This window comes from Minwuia thermotolerans (assembly GCF_002924445.1).
Lineage (GTDB): Bacteria > Pseudomonadota > Alphaproteobacteria > Minwuiales > Minwuiaceae > Minwuia > Minwuia thermotolerans.
The window spans coordinates 1-14406 of sequence record NZ_PIGG01000033.1 but is presented as its reverse complement, the minus strand read 5'-3'; the positions used below and the strand labels follow the sequence as shown (position 1 = coordinate 14406).

Here is a 14406-nt window from a genome sequence, read left to right as displayed (position 1 = left end):
CTCCCCTTCGAGTGCGCGTTTATAGGTAACGCTGTTGAGGGTCTGGTTCTCTCCCGACCGTTGTTGATACGGCCGCGTCGGCTTGACCGCCAAGATCCATGCCAGATTAATAGCCCTGATCCCAGTCGACGACGTTCGCAAGCGGGCGCCCGGCGAGCCATGCACGGAGGTTCTCGCAGAAGATGTCGATCGACCGGTGGCGGTTCACATCGCTGCCGGTCGAGGTATGCGGTGTCAGAAGGATGCGCGGATGGCCCGAGAGCCGTTCGGGCGGCGGATGCTCGAACTCTCCAACATAGACGTCGAGCACGGCTCCGCCGAGCTGTCCGGCATCGAGCGCCTGAACCAGCGCGTCCTCGTCGACGATTTCGCCTCGGGCGACATTGACAACGATGCCGCCTTGCTTCATCGCCGCGAGCGCCGCCGCATCTATAAGGCGCGTGGTCTCGGGCGTCCACTGGCAGCAGATCGCCACGGCATCACTTTGCGCCAGCAGCCTGTGAAGGTCACCGGGTCCGCCAATCTCGGCGAAGCCCTCGGGCCGGTCCTGAGAGTCTACGGGCAGACGGTGCCGCGTGCCCACGACGCGCATGCCAAGCGCGGCGCACAGGCGACCGGCCTCGGCGCCGATGCCGCCTGTGCCGACGATGCAGACAGTCTTGCCCGCCAGCAGCCATGGTCGATAGGCGTGACGGTCGAAGCGGCGGTTGGCCTGGTCCGTCGCCGCCCGATCGAACGCCTTCGCGAAGTGCAGGATGCCGCCGACGACATACTCCGCGGCCGGCAGCGCGTTGGCCAGGCCGCGGGAAGTGGTTACGACGACGTCACTGGCCCAGAGGTCGCCCAGCCGCAGATTGCTTGCCCCAGCCGGGCGCTGGTGGAACCAACGGAGCCGTGGTGCCCGGGCACGCAGATCGAGCGGGAAAGGCCAGCCACCCAGAACGATCTCGGCCTCGGCAAGCAAGGCATCGCGTTCGGAGCGGGAGGCCTTGCCGGCACTGTCGGGCGCGACATAGAGGTCGACCGCGTATCGGGGCCAGGTCTCGCGGTACTCGCCGTCGAACCAGCCGCCAGCGTCGACAAGATGGACCGATGGATCGACGGCCTCGATACGTCGCCGGTCGGCATCGGAAAGCGGGACAAGCGTCAGGACATTCGGCACTGGATCCGGCTCCAACATATCGCCCGCCATGGGCAGCCGGCATTCTACCATCACACCATGGGACTAAACACTTAGACGACTAAGCGCTACATCAGCTGGGTTCCGGGGGCAGAAACACGCAGGTTGCAATTGCCTCATCGGCACGCCCGACAGTAGCCTATCGCTTTGGATCATGAGAAGCGCGAGGGGCGATGCCACACAGCGAGTTTTCGCTTGAGGAGCAGTTGGCCCGGCTGCTTTCTGGAGCGCGCGACGGTGTCTCTGTCGAAAGACTACGGTCCTTGCTGCAGGCGGGGGGCGCGTCCGTGCGCAAGGATGAAATCGTGCGCACCCTGAGCGGGATGAGCGCCCGCGGCGTCGCCGAGTTCGGCGGCGGTCGAAAATGGACTCTGAGGCGTCAACAGCCGGGTGCCGAGCACTCCACTCTACAATACGGCGGAGCGGACAGCCACGATCGCATTCACGCGATCCCCGCCCATGTTGTGGTTGGCGACTTGGCGGGCGCGCCGTCTGAGACCTTGCCGGACGGGACGCTGAGGCCTAGCCTGACGCTACTGCGCAAGTTGCTGTCCTACTATCAGGCCTGCCTCCGGGCCAGCGATGGTGGTGCGCCGATCGAAAGCCTCGGCAAGGCTAATCAGAGCTTTGTTCTGATTCAGCCGGACGCCCCTTGGTGGCCAACGGAAGCGCGCGGGCGGCGGGTTCGGATCGCGCGGGCTGCGGTCCCTGGCCCGTTTCAGGAGACCTTGGCGAAGGCGAGCGGCGGCAAACTTCTTCTGGGCTATCCCAATCTCCTGGTGACGCCGCGCGATCCGGAGTCCGACCCGTTCCTGCGCCCGGCGGCGGTCTATCCCTGCCGATTTACCTTCAACGAAGAGGGGCTATCCTTCGAGATCCCAGCGGCGTCGCCGAACCTGAACTACGAATGGCTGCGCGACCAAGGGCGGTTCGCCAAATGGGATCCGGCGCGTCTGCGCGGCTATCTGCTTTATGAGGATCCGGATCTCGACCTCGGCGAGGAAGACGAAGCGCCGCAGGCCGCCTTTCTCGAAGCACCGGCCTTTGCAGCGCGGTTGGAATCAGCGCTCAACAAGGCCGCGCGAGCCCCCATGGATCCGGGCGCCATTCAGCGCGTCATCCCGATCAAGCCGGAGACAGGCCTCTACAACGTCCTATCACTCTCCTGCGAGGCGCCGGGAAAATACGTCCGGTCCGCGATCAAGGACTACGAGCGGCTGGTCGACCTTCCGATCGAGACGATGCGGCCGACTGCGCTCGCCCCGCTGTTCGACGAAGCGCCAACCGAAATCGAGCCGCCGCCCGCAGTCGCCGCGCCGATCGAGCTAGGCGAATCGCAGCTGCTGGCCGCACGCGCAGGCCTGGAAGGCCCTCTGACCGTCGTCACCGGGCCGCCTGGCACCGGCAAGTCGCAGGTGATTGCCGGCCTGATCTTCAGCGCCGTGTTGGAAGGCAAGAGCGTCCTGTTCGCCGCGCGCCAGCATCGCGCTCTCGACGCCGTCCAGGAGCGTCTTCAGGACCTTACCGGCGAGCGGACCCTAATGGTGCGCGCCAACTCCCCTGAACTCGGCGACAGCTTCAACTTTCGAGATGCGCTGAAGGGGCTTCTCGCCCGTGGCGACGTGAACTCCTCCGAGCATCGATTTGAAGAGCGCTTGCGCGCCGTCCACGATCTGGAGAGGCGGCGCTGGCACATCATCGACGCCCACCGGGCGGTGGCCGCGACGACGAACGAAGCGGCCGGCGCGCGATTGGCGCTGGAGGCGGCGCAGGACCTGCTCGAGCGGACGCGTGAGGCGGCGCGCCGCAAAGGGCTGACGGCGGAGGCCGAGAAGCGCTCCTGGCTTCCGCTCCTCTTCGACTGGCTTCTCGCCAAGCTCGGGCGAGGCACGCGGCAGGAAATCGGGACACGCCACGCTTTGGTGCGGGCCGAAGCGGAGTTACGCTCGGCGCAGACTGCAGTCGAGCAAGCGGAAAACACTTTGCGTCAGCGCCGCGCGGAGGCGCAGGCGCAGACGGACGATCCCGTCGAGCTGTCGCGTGAGATCCAGCGGCTGGCGGTCAAGCTCGCCCCCGATATGCTGGACCGGCTGGAGGCGCTGTCGGCGGAAGACCGGCAGACCCTGACCGATCTTCAGGCGGAGGCCGCCCTAGGCGGCAATCGAAGCCTGCCAGCCAAGGCTCAAAAAATCGTCCTGGCACATCAGCCGGTCTGGGCCGTCACGACACTTGCGGCCGGATCGCGCATCCCGCTGGAGGCCGGTCTGTTTGACTACGTCGTCTTCGACGAAGCGGCGCAGACCGACATCGCCTCCGCGGTCCCCTTGCTCTATCGCGCCAAGAAGGCGGTGATCGTCGGCGATCCCAATCAGTTGTCGATGATCAGCAATCTGGATGCTCGCGAAGAACGGGCGCTGCTGGAGACCCACGGGCTCTATCGTTCGGGCGTCGGTCGCTTCGCCCAGGGGCGCACGACGTTGTTCGATTTGGCAGCGTCCACGCCGGAGGCGCGGCGCTTCATGCTGACCGAGCATTTCCGCTGCCACCCCGACATCGTCGGCTACATCAACGAGGCCTTTTACGGTAGGCGCCTGCACGCCTTTACCGATCGGAATAGCCTGAAGGTTCCGAAGGGCATGCCGCCCGGCTTGCATTGGACGGACGTTCGCGGCGGCATCGTATCTCGGGCCCGCAGCAACACCGTCTCCGGCTCCGCCGCCTCGCCCGCGGAGGCCGACGCGGTGGTCGCGGAGGTGCGCACGCTGACCGAGTCCGGCTACGAGGGAACGATCGGCGTAGTCAGCTTTTTCGACTACCAGGCGAAGGAAATAGGTTCCCGCCTATCGCGCGCCATCCCGCAGGCGGCACGCGACCGCCACCGGATCAAGGTCTTTACCGCGAACAAGTTCCAGGGGGACGAGCGCGACGTGATGCTGCTCTCACTCTGTATGGCGGCTGACATGCCGACCGGGGCGCTTGGCTTCATCCGGCGAGAGAAGCGCCTTTTGAACGTCGCGGTCTCTCGTGCGCGCGCCGTATGTCACATCGTCGGCGATCTTGGATTCGCTGAAAGCTGTGGCATACCGCACGTTGAAACCTTGGCGCGCCGAGTCAAACGTGCCCGCAATCGTAATGCCGGCACCGACACCAGCGATTCGGACGATCGCTTCGACAGCGTCTGGGAGCGACGCTTCTATGAGGCGCTCCGCAAGGAAGGCGTAGATGCGATTCCGCAATATCCGGTTGGCGGTCGGTTCCTGGATTTGGCCGTGCTGGACGAGACGCGCGATCCACCGCTGATGCTCGATCTGGAGGTTGACGGCGAGGCTTACCATCGCGACGCAGATGGTGACCGGTTGTCGAGCGATTTGTGGCGCGACCACACGCTGCGCGGGCTCGGATGGAGAATTCTCAGGTTCTGGGTCTACGAACTACGGGACGACATGGAGGGGTGTGTTGAGCGAGTCCGACGAGAAATCGACCGGCGCTAGCTACGCGGAGCGGCTGCAAGAGCAAGACCCTGTTCGAACGGGCCGCGGCGCGATGATCGCCTTGGCAGTGTCGGCGGCGGTCGCCGTGCTCGCGCTTATCTATCTGTCGATCGCGGTTGCGACCAATGCGATCCAGTTGGGGGTCAAGGAGCAGGAACTGGCGCGGATCGACGAGAGGTTGGGGCAGCAGCGCCAGCAACTGACGACTGTTGCCCAATACGTCGCAGCGTCGGAAGAGCGGCGCATCGAGCTTCAGTCGAAAGTCGCTGCCCTCGAAAGCAAACGCGACCGCATGTCGAGTGACTTGGAGCAGGCGCGCGACACCGTCGCCCGGGCGGACCGAGCTCGGGAAGAGCTTGCGAATATCGGGGATCGTCGGGACGCGGCGCAGCTAGAGCTCAACAGCATCCGCAATATGATCCGCGAGGCCGAGGGGCGTCGCGACTCCCTCCAATCAGAGATGGAGGATCTGGGGACGCGGCGGTCGGATCTGGCACAGGCGGTTGAGCGCTTGACGCGAGATCGAGAAGCCGCGCAGGGGCGATTGGCCGAGGCGCAAGATCAGGCCTCGGAAGCGCGCAATCAGCTGGCCCAGCTCGAGGAGCAGGTCGGTGGGGCCGAAGGACGGCGGCAGTCCTTGGAGCGCACGATCAAGAGCGAGAATGCGAGGCTCGAACGTCTGCGGGCGGATCAGCAGGCGGCGCGCGAAGCTCTCCAACCGGCGCAGCAACGCGCCGCGGAGGCGAAGAACGCGGCTGATGCGGCTGTGCGACGCGCCGAGCGTTTGCAGGAGCAGGCGGACCGTCTGGAAGCGCGCGTGGCCGACCTGCACGCCGCAAGCGAGTCTCTTGAACTGGACGAGAACCGCGTCGAGCAGATTCAGGCGACGTTGGCCGAGCTGCGCAGCGAGCGAGACGCCCTGCGGGCCGAGATTGAGCACGCTGAGGAAGCGCTCGGTCAGGCTGTTTCGCAGCGAAACATGATCAACGCGGAGGTGAGCGAGCTGAGCGGCCGACAGAACAGTTTGCAGCAACGGGTCGCCGATCTTCAAGCGACCCAAGGACGGTTGCAGCAGGTCGAGGACAAATTGCAGGCCCGCCAGGAGGCCCTCGCGAGGGCCGAGCAGGCGTTGCAGGCGGCTGAGAGTGCGCGGGCGCAGGCCGCCGCCGCGGAGGCGGAAAGTCGCCGCGCCCAGGAGACGCTCCACGCGCGTCTCGCGGATTTGCAGACGGAATCCGACTTCCTCTCCGCCGAGATCGCGAGCCGTCAGCAGTCGCTCGAGTCTTTGCGGGAGCAGCGAAGCTCCTTGCAAGCTGAAGTCGCCGCGGAGCGTCAGGCGCTCTCCCAAGCACAGGGGGATCTCCGGAACGTGTCTCTTCAGGTCGAAGATCACAGCGCCCGAGTCATGGAACTGACGGGGCTGATCGCGCGCCTCGAGCAACGCCAGCACGCCTTGTGCATGCAAGAGGAGGAACGCCAGCAAGCCTTGTGCGCGCAAGAGTCTGAAACTCGGCCAGCGGCGGAACCGACGGCGCAGTAGACCGAATCAACCCCATGCCCTTTCAGAGCGGACCAGGACCATAGCCATGATCCCCTTTCTTGATCCCACCAGCTTCGCCGTCGTCGTCGCGGCGGTCGCCAGCGGTTCGGCAGTCGTGATCGTCGCCTACCTTGGGACGCGTTTCATTGTCGACTCATCCAGGCTACCCGCGGCTGTTCGGGATGCAGAGCTGCTTCGGCGCGTCGGCGCCAACGAAGACAGACTGCAGTATCTGGAGGAGCAAATTCGTGAACGTGAAGTGACGCTCGCCGAGCGCGACCAAGCGGAGGCGGAGGCTGAATACTGGCGCACCCAGGTTGAGACCCACCGGGCAGAGTACGCCAACCTAGGAGATCAAAGGGCCGAGATCGAGGAAGTCCGTGAAGAGCACCGCCAGGCGGTCGAGGCACTTGCGGCGAAGGAGACGGAGTGGCGCCGCGTAATCCAGGAGATCGAAGCCGTTCGCGAGGAGCGCAAAGCGGCCGAAACCCGCATCAAGGAGGCGGAGGAGCGGCTCGCGGAGATCGCGGACAAGGAGAAGTACGCGGCGGAGCTTGAAGAGAGGCTCGAGGCTCTGCGCGCTGAACTCACGGAGGTCGCCGGCGAGGTCGACGTCAAACGCCAGGAGATGAGCGCGCTGCGATTGCAGGAGGAGAATCTGAACCGCGAGACGGCGCGTCTGGCTGACAGCAAGGAGCGTCTAGCGGAGCAGGTGTCCGAGATCCGTCAAGAGATTGAGCAGCTGGAGCCCTCGCGCGCCGAAGTGGCCGAGCTCAACGGAACCCGGGATGAGCTCAAGGCGCGGTCCACCAACCTGGAGGAGGAGATAGACAAACTAGAAGCGCGGAAAGATCGCTTGGAGGCGCGCGTCGCCCGGCTGCAAGAGGAAGCGGATGTCGAGGTCGACGGCGCAGGCCATGACGCCCGAGTTTTGCAGGATCTGCGAACGGCGCCGTCCTGCCTGTACGACGAGGCGCACGATCAAGTCGTCTGGCCGAAGGAGCAGGGCGCCGAGACCGAAATGGACGCGCTGGCACGGGTGGAGATGCTGCTGCAGGAAAGCGGTCTGGAGTTCTCGCGACGCACGATCAACGCCTTCCATACCAGCCTGAAGACGGCCGTCATTTCGCCCCTAACCGTACTGGCCGGCATCAGCGGCACAGGCAAGAGCCAGCTGCCGCGGCGCTACGCGGACGCCATGGGGATGCATTTTCTCAAGATCCCAGTGCAGCCGCGTTGGGACGGGCCGCAGGATCTGTTCGGCTTCTACAATTACATCGAAAAGCGTTACAAGGCGACTGATCTCGCCCGCGCGCTCGTTCATCTTGACCCCTACAACTGGCCGGACGAGGCGAAGCGATTCGAGGATCGGATGCTTCTCGTACTCCTGGATGAGATGAATCTGGCGCGGGTCGAGTACTATTTCTCCGAATTTCTGAGCCGCCTGGAGGGCCGTCCGATGGATGAGAGGGCTGCAGACGAGCGTGAGCGCGCGCCTGCGGAAATCTCGGTCGACGTCAGCCACAAAGGGCAGCCGATGCGGGTTTATGCGGGGCAGAATGTCTTGTTCGCCGGCACGATGAACGAGGATGAGTCGACCCTCGCCCTTTCCGACAAGGTGATGGACCGCGCGAACATCCTCCGTTTTCCCAGGCCTGCGGAACTGCGCGAAGAGCTGCCGGACGCCGATCCTCAAGCCCGGGCGACGGGATACCTGCCAAAATCGCGATGGACGCGGAACTGGATGCGCGAGGCGGATGCGCTCGACGCCTCCGGCCGCGATCGCGCAGGCCGGGTGATTGAGGAGATCAACGGCGTCATGGACGAACTGGGTCGTCCGTTCGGCCACCGCATGAGCCAGGCGATGCTGCACTATGTCGCGAACTATCCGGCGGCGCAGGGCCAGACCAACAACACCGCCCAGGTTGACAACGCGCTGGCCGATCAGCTGGAACAGCGGATCATGCCGAAACTGCGCGGCGTCGACGCCGGGGCAGATCGTGCTGCCTTGCAGAAGCTGGCGGAGATCGCCGGCGATCGTCTGAACGACCAACAGCTTGGAAAGGCGATCGACGAGGCTGTAGACCGCGCCAACCGCTCCATCGGCATCTTCAACTGGCGCGGCCTTCAGCGGACCGGGAACTGATCGAGCGCGATGCCCGACTTCATCGTCACGACGACCCCCTGGGGCCTCATATCGCGCGATCCGACAGAGCGGATCGAGCTGAACGGGGCCGGGGCGAGCGCGATCGTCCCAGGCGACGGTTATCCGCTTCTGTACACCGACGCGCCGCAGACGCCCTGGTTCGAGGATCAGCCAGACTCGCTTGAGCGGCGGTCGAAGCTGCGCTCCCACGACGCCGGTCATGGGTTCTTCGACATGCCCGCGCCGTTGCGGGCGGAGATGGTTCAGCGGCTGCGCAAGCCCGCCTGGCGGGAAAGTGCAACGATCGGCTGGTCGGGCCTGCTCTCCCGACCCTATGGGAAGGATCCAGAGCAGGACGCCGATGATGCCGACGTCCAGCATTTCCAGTTCTTGATGGCGCTAGTGGGACGGATACAGAATTTCGATTCCGCCTTGTCGGAGGGCAAGCGCTTCTTGCCGTGGGAGACGGTCTTCGATCGGTGGCTTGAATCCGAGTCCAACCAGGACCCTACCATGGACGTTGTTGTCCGCCATGCAATGCAGCATCGTGCTCGTTGGGCCGACATCGTCGAGCGACCGCGCCGGATATTGAATCGCACCCGGGAGCTGGTCGGGCTGAACCGGGTGGAAGAGTTAGACACCCAGTGCATGGCCTGGCTTTCTCGGCAACCGGGACGCACGATGCAGGAACGCGCCGGCCCGCGCCAACGCATATTGGCACTCGCTCGCTATGAGAACCTCGATACGTTGGAGAACCGCGTCCTCCGCGATTTGATGGAACGCACCGAGGCGGCCGCGCGGGATTATCTTCGCCAAAACCGCGGCCGGCGGATTGACCGGGACGCGCATGGACGCACCAGCCGCTACCGGATCGTCGAACAATACGCGCGCGAATGTCGACGCTTTGCACGGGAGCTCCAGGCGACGGGCGTCTCACGGCCTGACGGGGTAGTGCAGCCGAACTTCGTGCTGATTCAGGATGACCGCTATCGCCATGTCTGGAGCGCCTGGACGGAGATCGTTCAGCGGGAGCGCGTCTCCGACGATCTCTGGCGTTGGCAGCGCCGTGCCTGGAGCGAGTTCGCGAAGGCCGCCTGTGGCGTCGCGCTTCTGGCCGCGCATGGTGGCGAGATCGAGGTCGCCTCGCCTTTGTTCTTTCGGCCAGAGCATCGACGCGGCGTTTGGTTGGAGCATGACGACCCGCTCATCGTCGTCGCCTTTCGGAAGAAAGGCCTCGTGATTGAAGTGCTCGATGGCTGCTCCACGAATCTGGCCCCGGCCTTGTCCGAGCTAGGGGCGTCCGTCTGGCTGCAGGTCTCTGATCTCAGTGGCCGCCCCGATAAATACGTTGCGGTTTGGACGACCCTGGCGATGGGCGCGCGCCCAGCGCTTCGGCCACTGTTGGAGTCGGCCGACGAGACGGCCCAGTTCTTTCAACGAACCCACCCCCAAGCGCAGCTGCTAGGCGGTATCGTTTTGCAGGCGGAGACCAATCCGACCACGCCGTCAAACCTTGATGCAAGCGGTGCAGTGACCGGGATAAGCTTCGGTCCCTTCGACGGACATTTGAGCGACGGCCTGACCACGCTGAGTGAGGAGATACTCGCTCTGGTGGAGGAAGGGCTATGACGGCGCTGATCGGCCTGGATCTGAACGGCCTGTGGGATTGGGCCGCGATCCATGAGGAGGAAACTGGCGACGAGGCGCTCAAGGACCTGGGCGTGAACGCCGCTTGCGTCCGCCTTGCAAGCAATGAGGAGGCGATGGTCGCAGGGCCTCAGACTGTGCTGGCCCCTCACGGCCGAGGCCAGGGATGGGCCGACTTGGGGCATGAGCGTCTGCGTCTGTCGCATGCAGCCATGCTGAGGGCGATCACCGTCGCCGGCCAGGATGAGCAGGATGCGGAGAAGCTTCTTAAGACGCTCTTCCGGATCCTCGCCGAGCGGGCCCGATCCGCCGTGATCGCCGTACCCGATGACGACAGCGTCGACGAGGCCGCTCGCGAGCGGATGCTGCAGGCGCTGCACCGCGCCCGGGCACCGAGCCCGTCGCTCCTATGGCGGCCGGTGGCGGCGACGCTTGGCTGGGCCGCCTCGGAGACTCCATCGCCAGCGGGTGTTTCAGGCGCGCGCGTAGCAGTCGTCTCCATTCTTCGCGAACGGGTCCACTTCGGTGCGCTCGCGCTTGTCAAAGAGGACGGGCGGTTCGGACCACTGATCGTCCCTGAACGACGGCGGGCCGGGGCGGTCGTGTGGAGTGATTTCGGGGGGCTGACCCTTGCGACATGGGCGGCCCAGAACCTCGCCCGAGAGACCGGGCTCACGCCGGGCGAGATTCTCGCCGGCTCCCGTAGCCCCTGGACACTGTCGGTCGGGCAAACCGCCGCACCCGAATTGTTCCGGATGACCAACAGAAGCTGGATGGATCTCACGCCGCTCAATCCGCCAGCGCGCCTCGCTCCAGAAGGGCCGCCGCCGGAGGAGGTCCGCACACGTGTCGCCGAGGCCGATGTCGTGCTGATTGAAGGAGCCGGTGCGCAAGCGTCTCCAGTGCGCCGCGGCGTTCTCGAGGGTCTCGGCGTCTCGCCGGACGATCCGCGCCTCCGGCTTCTCGACCCGTGGGCCGTCGCCCAGGGATCACTTGAGGCAAACCACCGTCTCCGCCGCGGCGATCCCGCCTACTATGATTTCCTGCCGCAGCTTCAGATCAATGCGCTGGTGCAGGGGAAGGTACGGTTCGTCTCATTGATACCGCCAGACACACGGCTGCGCGGCGGCGCTGTCTACCGCGCGGAGGCGGACGGCGAATTTGCCATCGGCAAGGGCGCCCACCAACTGGAGTTCTATCTGATCAAGGAGGACTTTAACCGGCCCCGGAAGTCGACTGCCGCCTTGCCGGAGATCTCGGACCGTCCGCATCGCATCTCGGTCTCCGTCGATCAATCGCCGGGCCAGGGATTCGCCCGCGTCCGGATAGGCTCCAACAGCTTTGCGCCGCTCGCGGCCCAACCGATTGAGCTCGATTGGACGCAGATGGCGGCAGTCGAGCAGACGCCAGAGGACATCCTCGCCACCTTGCAAAGCGACAAAGGCGGCGCCTATCCAAACGCCCAGATCTATCTGGGCCACGCCGTCTTGTGGCACCCCAACTCCCGTCACGGTGATATCGCCCAGGCCCTGACTGCCTATAGCGAGACTCCCTTGATCGAGGCGGGGGGCGTGACACCGGAGGGCGCAGTGGCGCTCAAGCAGGTCAAAGACATTGCATCAAAGTCGGTGATGCCGTCTTACGAAGGAGTGCGCCTTGGGATCGCAATCGGCGAGACCACGTCCGCCCGATTCCTGAACACGAACGGCGACTTGCCGGAGGCCGCCCCCACTCTCCCCATGCCGGCTGAGGCGGATGGGTTGCTTTCAAAGGCGTTGGAGAAAGCGGCCTTGGACCATGAGCGCCTGCAGAAAGTCGATGACGTGGACGAGCATGTCCGTGCGATCATCGGCTTCGCGACGTGGTGCTATTGGCGGTGTCCGGATCCGATCGTTGAAGAGTTACTGCGCTGGTACGAGGCCGGCGGGGCCGGGAAGGGCGGCGATCTCATCGTCCGGCTCGAAGGGCTGGGCCGCGTCGTTCACTGCAAGGCCGAGGCGCACCGCTTCTATCAGGCGATCGAGCGGCGCCTCGTCACAGGCCAGCCGATCCGGAACGCCGAACTCGCGGCTTTGACGCGCTTGCTGGGCAGCGTCGAGGAGGCCGCCGATTGGCTGAGCGCTGAACAAGCGAACCGCTTCCTTCAAGCCACCCAGGCGCTCATTGAAGAGCAAAATGCAATTGCTAAGGACAAGGCTTATAAGCAGAAATTCAAGTATGCCCTGCTTATGCTGGCATCGCTGCTCCGTCGACGGCGGATGCAGCCTGATTTCCTCGACCCGGACAACAGGGCTGCCCAGAACCTCGAACGTCTGCTCAAGGAGGACGCACAGACTCGGATGGAGCAGTTGATCCCAGACTTCCGCCGTCGTGCCGGCCGCACGAAGGGTCGCAACAGACAGCGCCTCCTCGCATCGGCCAGTCGGCTCGGCAAGGCGAAAGAAATCATCTCCGAACTGATATATTTCCTCCACAAGGAGGGTCGTGATCCGAACATCATTCAAAGAATCGATGAAATGGAGGAGTGACTAATGCGTGGAATTACTCACTAACTGGAAAATAGTCAATTTTCATACGCAGTACTTATGCCTCATATTTAAAAATAAATAACAAAATAAATCATTCAGATAATACTTGATGCTGCAATTTGGGATTTTTACCAAGAATTACTCATATACAAGACGATTTTATCCACCAATGACGAGTCTTATCGCCACTCGTCTACTACCTAATTAGAAATTAGGCGGTCATTTCAAATTGCATTGGACTTCGCCCGCCAGGCAAGCATGCATGCAGTCGGGACGGACAGCGCGGACATGTGCGCAGCCGGTCCCGGCCCGGCCTCCGCATCGCGGTCCGGGCTTCTCTTGGTGACAGCGCCGGCATCGTGCCGGCGCGGAACGAAGCCACGGAGACCGACCATGACCAAGCTCAATGACAGGCATATCGTCATCCTCGCCAATGCGGCAGAACGTGCCGACGGCTGCGTGCTGCCGCTGCCGGAGGACATGCGACTGAAGGGCGGCGCGCTCACCGCCATGCTGCGGGCCCTGGAGCGCCGCGGCCGTGTGGAGCGCTCGGCGGACGATGTATGGACCATCACCGAGGCCGGTCGTGCAGCGGTCGCGGGGACGGTCGCGACTGAGGCCGACGAGAGCGAAGAGGAGCAAGCGGCGCCGCAGTCGGCTGTCGCGGAACCGGACACGGGCGATGGTCACGACGCCCAGAAGCCGCTCTTCCGACCGGGGACCCGGCAGGCGCAGCTTCTCGACCTGCTGCAGCGTGACGAAGGCGCCGACATCGACGAATTGGTGCAGTTCACCGGCTGGCAGCCGCACAGCGTCCGGGCGGTGCTGACGGGATTCCGCAAGCGCGGCATCGACGTGACCCGCACCAAGGAAGGCAACGGCGTCAGTGTCTATCGGGCTACGCTGCCGGCCAGCGCGGACGCGATGGTCGACTGACCGCGCCGCGGCGATGCGAAAGGAGAACACCATCCGCGCAGGCGACGACAGCGATGTCGCCGCCTGCGAGGCGGTCCCAGTGCCGGCCGGTGTCAATGCCCCAGCCGTACCGGCGTCATCACCGGCTGCGGGATTGCCGGAAGGAACCATTGACACCCGTGTCCGGGCCATGGCCCGGGAGGAACTCACCGTGCTCTGGCAGCGCCGCTGGCGGCGACCGCCGCCGAAAGGTCTGAGCCGAAGGTTGCTGGAAGGGAATGCAGCTTGGCTGCTGCAGGCCGAGGCGTCCGGCGGGCTGACAGCCGCTACCCGCCGTCGCCTCGATGCGCTGGCGCGGTCAAGCGGGAGCGGCGCCGACGGCGCGGTGGATGGCTCGGCACCGATCAGGGAAGTCCCGTCTGCCGGCCGTCGCAACCTCCGTCCCGGCAGCCGTCTGATCCGGCAGTGGCATGGCCGCAGCCATGTCGTCGAGGTCACCGATGCCGGGTTCACCTATGAGGGTCGGCACTTTACCTCGCTCACGGCCATCGCCCGGGCGATCACCGGCGCCGGCTGGTCCGGCCCGCGCTTCTTCGGTGTCAACGCATCAGCGGCAGGCGCGGGTCTGAGCAGGCGTGGTCAGAACCGACATCACGACGGTCGGCAGCCCGACAATACTCCAGCGAACGGAGCCAGCCGCAATGGCTGAGCGCAGCCGGCAGGACGGTGGTCAATCAGGTGCAGGCCGAGACAGGGGCCACGGTGCATCGCGAGTTCCTCTCGGCAGTCGATCGGTTCGCTGTGCCATCTACACCCGCAAGTCCAGCGAGGAGGGGCTGGAACAGGCCTTCAACTCGCTGGACGCCCAGCGCGAGGCCTGCGCCGCCTACATCCGGAGCCAGCAGCACGAGGGCTGGATGGAACTGCCGACCCATTACGACGATGGCGGCTTCTCCGGC

The 14406-nt window shown here is 64.8% G+C and carries 8 protein-coding genes and 1 pseudogene; 8 read left to right on the top strand and 1 reads right to left on the bottom strand.

From position 1 onward, the window contains the following. Positions 1–106: 106 nt before the first annotated feature. On the bottom strand, positions 107–1192 hold the full coding sequence (locus CWC60_RS10630) for a D-2-hydroxyacid dehydrogenase (protein ID WP_164516483.1): 1086 nt from the start codon (positions 1190–1192) through the stop codon (positions 107–109). A gap of 161 nt (positions 1193–1353) precedes the next feature. On the opposite strand from CWC60_RS10630, the gene CWC60_RS10625 reads away from it, so the two are divergent. The 8 genes and pseudogenes from CWC60_RS10625 to CWC60_RS23890 all read left to right on the top strand — a co-directional run. Next, positions 1354–4671 (top strand): AAA domain-containing protein, encoded by a 3318-nt coding sequence (locus CWC60_RS10625; protein WP_109793984.1) that lies wholly within the window; start codon positions 1354–1356, stop codon positions 4669–4671. Next, positions 4637–6211 carry a coiled-coil domain-containing protein gene (locus tag CWC60_RS10620; RefSeq protein ID WP_125182763.1) on the top strand — a complete coding sequence of 525 codons (1575 nt, stop codon included), beginning with the start codon at positions 4637–4639 and terminating at the stop codon, positions 6209–6211. Before CWC60_RS10625 ends, CWC60_RS10620 begins: the two co-directional genes overlap by 35 nt. Before the next feature lie 46 nt (positions 6212–6257). Next, entirely contained in the window at positions 6258–8357 is a 2100-nt protein-coding gene (locus tag CWC60_RS10615; RefSeq protein ID WP_109793982.1) for an McrB family protein, read from the top strand. Positions 8358–8366: 9 nt separating this feature from the next. Beyond that, on the top strand, positions 8367–9986 hold the full coding sequence (locus CWC60_RS10610; RefSeq protein WP_109793981.1) for a DUF2357 domain-containing protein: 1620 nt from the start codon (positions 8367–8369) through the stop codon (positions 9984–9986). Then, entirely contained in the window at positions 9983–12532 is a 2550-nt protein-coding gene (locus tag CWC60_RS10605; RefSeq protein ID WP_109793980.1) for a hypothetical protein, read from the top strand. The genes CWC60_RS10610 and CWC60_RS10605 overlap by 4 nt, the downstream gene beginning before the upstream one ends. A gap of 393 nt (positions 12533–12925) precedes the next feature. After that, positions 12926–13468: a DUF3489 domain-containing protein gene (locus CWC60_RS10600; protein ID WP_164516482.1), complete on the top strand. Its 543-nt coding sequence runs from the start codon at positions 12926–12928 to the stop codon at positions 13466–13468. A 133-nt stretch (positions 13469–13601) separates the two neighbouring features. Further along, on the top strand, positions 13602–14156 hold the full coding sequence (locus CWC60_RS10595) for a DUF2924 domain-containing protein (RefSeq protein ID WP_206419884.1): 555 nt from the start codon (positions 13602–13604) through the stop codon (positions 14154–14156). Then, positions 14149–14406 (top strand): annotated as a pseudogene (locus CWC60_RS23890) (recombinase family protein); the annotation flags it as partial. The gene CWC60_RS10595 and the pseudogene CWC60_RS23890, both read left to right, overlap by 8 nt.

What these genes read in the sequence shown, in the direction of transcription:
- CWC60_RS10625 (WP_109793984.1), top strand. Translation starts at nt 1,354, where the DNA reads ATGCCACACAGCGAGTTTTCGCTTGAGGAGCAGTTGGCCCGGCTGCTT.
- CWC60_RS10615 (WP_109793982.1), top strand. Translation starts at nt 6,258, where the DNA reads ATGATCCCCTTTCTTGATCCCACCAGCTTCGCCGTCGTCGTCGCGGCG.
- CWC60_RS10630 (WP_164516483.1), bottom strand. Translation starts at nt 1,192, where the DNA reads ATGGCGGGCGATATGTTGGAGCCGGATCCAGTGCCGAATGTCCTGACG.
- CWC60_RS10610 (WP_109793981.1), top strand. Translation starts at nt 8,367, where the DNA reads ATGCCCGACTTCATCGTCACGACGACCCCCTGGGGCCTCATATCGCGC.
- CWC60_RS10600 (WP_164516482.1), top strand. Translation starts at nt 12,926, where the DNA reads ATGACCAAGCTCAATGACAGGCATATCGTCATCCTCGCCAATGCGGCA.
- CWC60_RS10605 (WP_109793980.1), top strand. Translation starts at nt 9,983, where the DNA reads ATGACGGCGCTGATCGGCCTGGATCTGAACGGCCTGTGGGATTGGGCC.